The sequence below is a fragment of the Proteiniclasticum aestuarii genome, from assembly GCF_017368455.1.
GTDB classification, from domain to species: domain Bacteria; phylum Bacillota; class Clostridia; order Clostridiales; family Clostridiaceae; genus Proteiniclasticum; species Proteiniclasticum aestuarii.
In genome coordinates this window covers 587,221-593,628 of sequence record NZ_JAFNJU010000001.1, presented here as the reverse complement: position 1 = coordinate 593,628, position 6,408 = coordinate 587,221, and the positions used below count along the sequence as shown (strand labels likewise).

The window sequence follows — 6,408 nt, the reverse complement described above, 5'->3', positions numbered from 1 at the left end:
GCTGCTTTAGCAGCAGTTGAGTAAGTAGTGCGGTTGGCGGCCGCTTTCATGCACCCTCACGGGTGCAGCTGGTGAAAGACCCTTATAGGGTCAGTGGAAACCGCCGGCTAAGCCGGCGGTTTTGATTTTCATTCATAGGGATCAGATTCAGATTTTTCTACTCGATAGGCTGATGTTTCTCCTGGAGAATCTTCAGTGCTACATTGATTTCCGAGGCTGTCTTCTGATCAGGGATCCAAAGAACCAGATAGACATAAGATGGATGATGTGAATCACCTAGCACAGGCTTATTACATCATCAGGGACCTGACTCAGAGCATGTATTCCGAAATGAGAAACCGCAAACTGCTCCAACGGAGAAGATTCGTCAGCCTGTGATTCTGTTTCTTCCGTTCTGTTTTGATGCATAGAGGTTCTTGTCAGCGTTGTCGATTAAATCAAGCATCTCCTGGTCTTTATACTCTGCTGCGCCACCACTGATGGTGACCTGGATATCATTCGAGAAAGCCTCTTCTGCCACTTTCCTGCGTATGCGCTCTGCCACCTGAAGTGCGCTTTTTCTTGAGGTATTCGGAAGTATAAGCAGAAACTCCTCTCCGCCATAGCGACCCAGGGTATCCAGACCTCGGATTTCATTGTTGATGATTTTCGCCACTTCTTTCAGTACCTGATCTCCGAAGACATGGCCTTTGGTATCATTGATGGGTTTAAAGTGGTCGATGTCGAACATGACGATGGACAGCGGAGACTTGTAGATGGATGCCTTCTCCATGCGGCTTTCCAGCTCATCCAAGATGGCACCTCGATTTCTGATGCCCGTCAGGGCATCGGTCATGGATTCCACTGCAAGCATTCTGTTTTCCATTTCCAGCTCTGCCATTTCCATTTTTCTTTCCGTGATGTCAAAGACGATACCGGCCACAAACAGGGGATACCCGCTTGCATCTCTTCTGGTCACTTGCCCACGATCATAAAACCATTTCCAGGAGCCATCCTTGGCCTGGATCCGGTATTCGCATTCATAGACAGGGGTGAGTCCCATCATGTTCTTCTTCATGGCATCCATGGTTTTTTCGTAGTCCTCCGGATGCAGTTTTTCCGTGAAGAACTGGTAGGGCACTTCATCTGGCAGTTCTTCCATGGTATAGCCCAGCGCTTCCACCTTTAAGGGGTTGAAGACCACTTTGTTGGCTTTGACGTTGTAGTACCAGTGTCCCAGATTGCCTGTCCAGGCGAAGTCCAGTCTGTCATCATTTCTTTTCTCTTCCAGAAGTGTTTCATTGAGAAGCGTAAGCTCCTCGATCAGTTCAATGAGCTGTTCTCTTGAATAGTTTGCTAAATCCATTTTCTTCCTCCGCACATGCTTCATCTTATTGTTATTTATTTAAAATTTATTGCTGATACCGTTATTTTTTATATCTTCATGATAGAGCAAAATCAGATTGAATGCCATATGTTCATCTCGTCCATTGTAATTAATTTCGTGAATCAAAATAGTATTTATTCGAAAAGCCTTGTCATCTGGTTTGAAGGTTGTTATACTAAGTAAGTGCTTACTTACATAAGGAGGGGTCAAAATGGGAACAAGAACAAGAATGACCAGAGAAGATCGAAGAAAACAGATTATAGAAAGTGCCATGAATGTGTTCAAGGAGAAAGGCTTTAAGGGAACCACCACAGCGGAGATCGCTGATTCCGCAGAAATCACAGAAGTGACACTCTTCCGGTACTTCACCAGCAAGCAGGAAATCTACCTGGAAGGAGTAAGACCCTTCATTGTGAAGACCTTGGAGGAAGTGGTGGAAACATCCGCAGGCATGACACCCAGAGAAAGGCTACAGGCGATTCTTCTGGACCGCATCACCTTCATATCCGAGAATTATGAAACCATAAAACTGATTCTCAATGAATCCCCAGAGCTCAGCGGCATGGGGGTGGATTTATCCAGCGAGATCAGAAGAATCATTGAAAAGAGCATCGGACAGGCCCCCATCAGAGAAGACATGCGCCCCATGGCCGTGAGAATGATCATGGGCTCTTTACTGTCTTTTCTATATATGCCAGAACAGAATGCGGAGTCCATCAGAAACTATGTATACCAGATCACAGATCTGATGATTTGTAACATGCAAGGAGAGAAAAATGACTAGACTATTCGAGAAAATCGGAAGACTCATTGAAAACCATCCCTTCAAGGTGCTCTTAACAGCACTGTTTCTGGTGGTGGTTATGCTCATGGGCGCCAGGAACATCTATATGGCCACGGGAAACGACACCCTGGTGGATGCTGAAACGGAAGTCTACAAGCAGCATGAGGAAATGGAGGACACCTTCGGAGGAGATTCCATCCTTGTGGTCTTTGAAGCTTCTTCTGAAGAGGAGCTCTTATCCGTGGAGAATCTCGCGAAAATGTGGAGTGTGGAAAAAAGAATGGCTTATGATGCGGACATCTATTCCATCATGAGTCCCGCCACACTGCTGCACCAGATGACCATCCGTCAGTCGGAGGTCATGGAAGAAAATGTGCTTAAGCTAAGCGACGGACTGTCTGAGATGGGTGCAAAACTCAGCGAAATCGGAAATACGCTTCTGCTGAAGGAAGTGCCTGATCCCAAGGAGATGGAAGAGAAGCTAAACGGCTTTAACGCTGCCACATCCAATTTCGACAAGCTCATCGATGGGCAGAATAACATCGCCACAGGGATAGGTGGTTTTTCCGACGGTGCATGGAATGCGGCGGAAGGGGTTTCCACCATCAGTGGAAAACTGAAGGAGCTGGGAAACACATCTGCGGGGAATCCGCAGATGAGCATGCAGCTCACAGCGCTGGCCGAAAATCTCGATAAAAGTGCTTCCGGTCTGAAAGAGATGTCTGCCAGAGCGAAAAAGCTCAAAGAGGGACCCTGGGAAACGGCGGTAGCCCTTGATGGTATCAAAGACCGCCTCGGAAGCGAAACCGAAGCCATGAAAGACAGCCTGAAGGGCGGTATCTCTCCAGAAGAACTGAAGTCCATGGCAGAAGGCTTCCTCACCATGGGGGATAACCTTATGGAGATTTCAGGCGCACTGGCCATGTTTCATGAAAAGTCGGATATGATGGAAGCGACGCTGCCCAGGTCTCAGGAAGAAGCGGATCTGCTTCTTTATGAAGAGGGCAACCTGAGAACGGTCTTCTCCGATGTGGTCAAAGAAGGGACCACCGGTATGATGATCGTGAAGCTCAATGGAGGCGTATCCGACACACGAAAAGTGGAGATCATCGAAGAGCTGAATCAGGGTCTCTCTAAAGAAAACTTTGATACGCTCTCCTACATCGTTTCCGGTAAACCGGTACTGGACACCTCCCTTCAGGCAGAGATGAAAGTCAACATGATGATCATGGTGGGCTCTGCCCTTCTCATCATGCTGCTGGTACTGGCACTGGTCTTCAAGGTACAGTGGAGAATGCTGAGTCTTGGGGTGATTCTTGTTTCAGTCATGGCAACTCTGGGATTCATGGGACACATCAGTGTTCCTGTGACCATGGTCTCCATGGCGGTATTTCCCATCCTCATCGGCCTTGGCATCGATTATTCCATCCAGTTCCACAACCGATATGAGGAAGAGGGTTCTGTGGTATCTACAGTGAAGCATGTGGGCAAAGCGGTGTTCATCGCAGTCCTGGCAACCATACTGGGCTTTCTGTCCCTCTATATCTCGCCTGTACCCATGATCCAGGATTTCGGGAAAATGCTGACCCTGGGCGTATTCATCAGCTTCCTGGGCAGTCTGTTCATCCTGCTGCCCATCCTTCATATCAGAAATACCATCGGAAAACCTTCCAGCGTGCAGAAGAAAAGTACAGGAGCTGAGGCGGGAAGTAAAGTGAAGTCCGTCTTAGGGGGCATGACGGGTTTCATCCTCAAGCTGAAATACCCCATCCTGATTCTCTTCCTCCTGCTATCCGTAGCGGGATTCTCCAGAGATCAGAGCATCGGCATCGAAACAGACATGGAATCCTTTATGCCCCAGGAAATGCCCGCACTGGTGGATCTTCATAGGGTGCGTGATGTCGTGGGCTCCACAGACCAGGTGATTCTGTATCTTACGGGAACGGACCTGGACAAGGCGGCCAGCCTGGAAAGCATCAAGGAGACAGGAGCTTATCTGGAGGCGAAGTATCCGGATGTCATTACGGATGTGAAGTCCCTTGCTGGCAGCGTCATGCTCTTTTCCGGAGATGAGACCCTTTCTTTTCAAGCCTACGCAGATACAGTCAGCGATCTGCCCGTATCCATGTCGAGGATGTTCATCACGGAAGACGCTACAAAAAGTGCACTGATCTTAAACATCAGACATCTTCCAACCAGCGAGCTGGAAGAGTTCGTCACTTCGCTCAAGGAGACCATGAATGAAAGTGACCTGAATGCCGCCGTAACCGGTAAAAGCATTCTGGATATCGAAATGGTCAAGGGCCTGACCAGCGGAAGACTGGCCATGACAGGTCTGGGGCTGATTCTTGTGTTCGCGGCGCTGCTTGTGATCTACAGAAACCCTGTGAAGGCACTGATTCCGATCCTGCCTGTGGTCAGCATCATTGGTCTCTCCAGTGGTATCATGTATCTGGCTGGAATCAGCTATACACCCATCACAGCCACACTCGGTGCACTGGTCCTGGGCATGGGTACGGAAATGACCATCATGCTCATGGAGAGATACACAGAGGAAAGAAGAAAAGGAGAAGGAAGAGAAGCGTCCATGAAAAACGCAGTGGGCTCCATCGGCATCGCCATCCTTGCATCCGGTCTCACCACTGTGGGCGGGTTCTCCGTGCTGATGCTATCAGACTTTGTGATCCTCAGAGACTTCGGTCTCATGACCGTGGTCAATATCTCCCTGGCACTGCTGTCCACCTTCGTGCTGCTTCCCCCCATTCTGTATCTGATGGACAGGTTCCTGCTGTCAGGAAAGGAAAAGAAGGCTGCAGCGATTCTTTCAGGAAAGGAGGAAATGTCTGCATAATAAGAGAAAAGTGAATGAGAAAAGGGCTGCTGAACTGTGGATGAGTAAAAGTTCAGCGGCCCTTTCCGTCAGAAAGATTGTGGATTAAAAAAGATGATTTTCATGACGATCCCTTTGAGAAATGGATTTTTGGAGTATAATAGATTCATCAAAGGAAGGGGTGAGCAGCATGAGTGAACTGAAAAGTGTGGAAGAGAGATTACTGGACCGGACACTGTATCTCATCGGGAAGCATGGCAGTGTAAACGTCCCTGTCAGAACCATCGTGAAGGAAGCAGATGTGAACATCGGTGCCATCAACTATTACTTCGGCACGAAAGAGAACATGCTCAGACAGGTGAAGAAATTCTACATCGAGAATCTCATATCCACCGTCGTCCCCCTGGATGACGAATCGCTGGAAGATGAGGAGAAGCTGAAAAGATATGCGTCGTTGTCCATGGAATACAGCATGAGGTTTCCAGGTGTCATCGCACTGCTCAAGGATGCCTTCGAAACCAAGGAACAGGATGAGATGTCTCAGAAGATTGTGGAAGAGACCATGCTCATGGAAGAGAAGCTCAATAGGGTGATGAAACGCTACCTGAAGGATGTGGAGGACGAATACAGTATCAGAAAAACCATCTTCCTCTCCTCCATCATCTATCCTACTCTGGAGTTCAATGAGCTCAATGGAACGGCATTTCTCATTGATGAGAAGAAGAGGATGGACTACATCGATAAAGTCGTGAAGCTTATCAGGCAAGGCGTGTAGAGATGAAAAACCCCGAGATGAGAAAATGAAACTGCGTGAACATGTAAAGTGAGGTTGAATAGTGAAAACACATTACAGGGAACTGATCAGAGCCTATAGACCTAAGGATGAGATGGATCATCAGGTGAGGGAGAATATGCTTTCCCTCATAAAGCAGCACGGGGATACCCTTTTGACCCGTGAAAATCCCATCGCCCATATGACGGCATCCTCAGTCATCGTCAACAAAGAAAGAACGAAAATGCTTATGATCCACCATAAGATCTATGACACCTGGACCTGGCAGGGCGGGCACACCGACGGTGAAGATGATCTGCTCAAGGTCGCTTTGAAAGAGGCGGAAGAAGAGACCGGTCTTAAAAGCTTCAAGGTGCTGGAAAATGAGGAAGGCTTCATCCGCAAACTCGACATCCTGACGGTGAAGGCCCACTACAAAAGAGGAAAGCCCATCACTGCCCACCTGCACCTGAATGCCGCCTTCCTTTTGGAAGCGAAGGAAGAGGATCAACTGCTTCAGAATAAGGAAGAGACCAACGGCATCAGATGGGTACTCGTTTCGGAAATCGATGCCCTGGCAAAAGAGCCGGAGATCACACCGATCTACCATGAGCTCATCGGAAGAGGGAAATAAGATCAGGAAGATTCCAGAGCGG

The 6,408-nt window shown here is 48.3% G+C and carries 5 protein-coding genes; 4 read left to right on the top strand and 1 reads right to left on the bottom strand.

Going from position 1 to position 6,408, the window contains the following annotated elements; all coding sequences use genetic code 11:
• Window positions 1-367: 367 nt before the first annotated feature.
• Complete coding sequence (locus J3A84_RS02880; RefSeq protein WP_207598478.1) at window positions 368-1,345, bottom strand: sensor domain-containing diguanylate cyclase; 978 nt, start codon at window positions 1,343-1,345, stop codon at window positions 368-370.
• 232 nt (window positions 1,346-1,577) lie between these two features.
• On the opposite strand from J3A84_RS02880, the gene J3A84_RS02875 reads away from it, so the two are divergent.
• The 4 genes from J3A84_RS02875 (at window position 1,578) to J3A84_RS02860 (ending at window position 6,386) form a co-directional block, all read left to right on the top strand.
• On the top strand, window positions 1,578-2,150 hold the full coding sequence (locus J3A84_RS02875) for a TetR/AcrR family transcriptional regulator (protein ID WP_207598477.1): 573 nt from the start codon (window positions 1,578-1,580) through the stop codon (window positions 2,148-2,150).
• A complete protein-coding gene (locus tag J3A84_RS02870; protein WP_207598476.1) occupies window positions 2,143-5,001 on the top strand; it encodes a hydrophobe/amphiphile efflux-3 (HAE3) family transporter in 2,859 nt (952 codons plus the stop codon). Before J3A84_RS02875 ends, J3A84_RS02870 begins: the two co-directional genes overlap by 8 nt.
• A gap of 169 nt (window positions 5,002-5,170) precedes the next feature.
• Window positions 5,171-5,755, top strand: a complete 585-nt coding sequence (locus tag J3A84_RS02865) for a TetR/AcrR family transcriptional regulator (RefSeq protein WP_207598475.1) — start codon at window positions 5,171-5,173, stop codon at window positions 5,753-5,755.
• 61 nt (window positions 5,756-5,816) lie between these two features.
• The gene (locus J3A84_RS02860) at window positions 5,817-6,386 is read left to right on the top strand and encodes an NUDIX hydrolase (RefSeq protein WP_342590928.1); all 570 of its coding nucleotides are present in this window, start codon (window positions 5,817-5,819) and stop codon (window positions 6,384-6,386) included.
• Window positions 6,387-6,408: the final 22 nt, after the last annotated feature.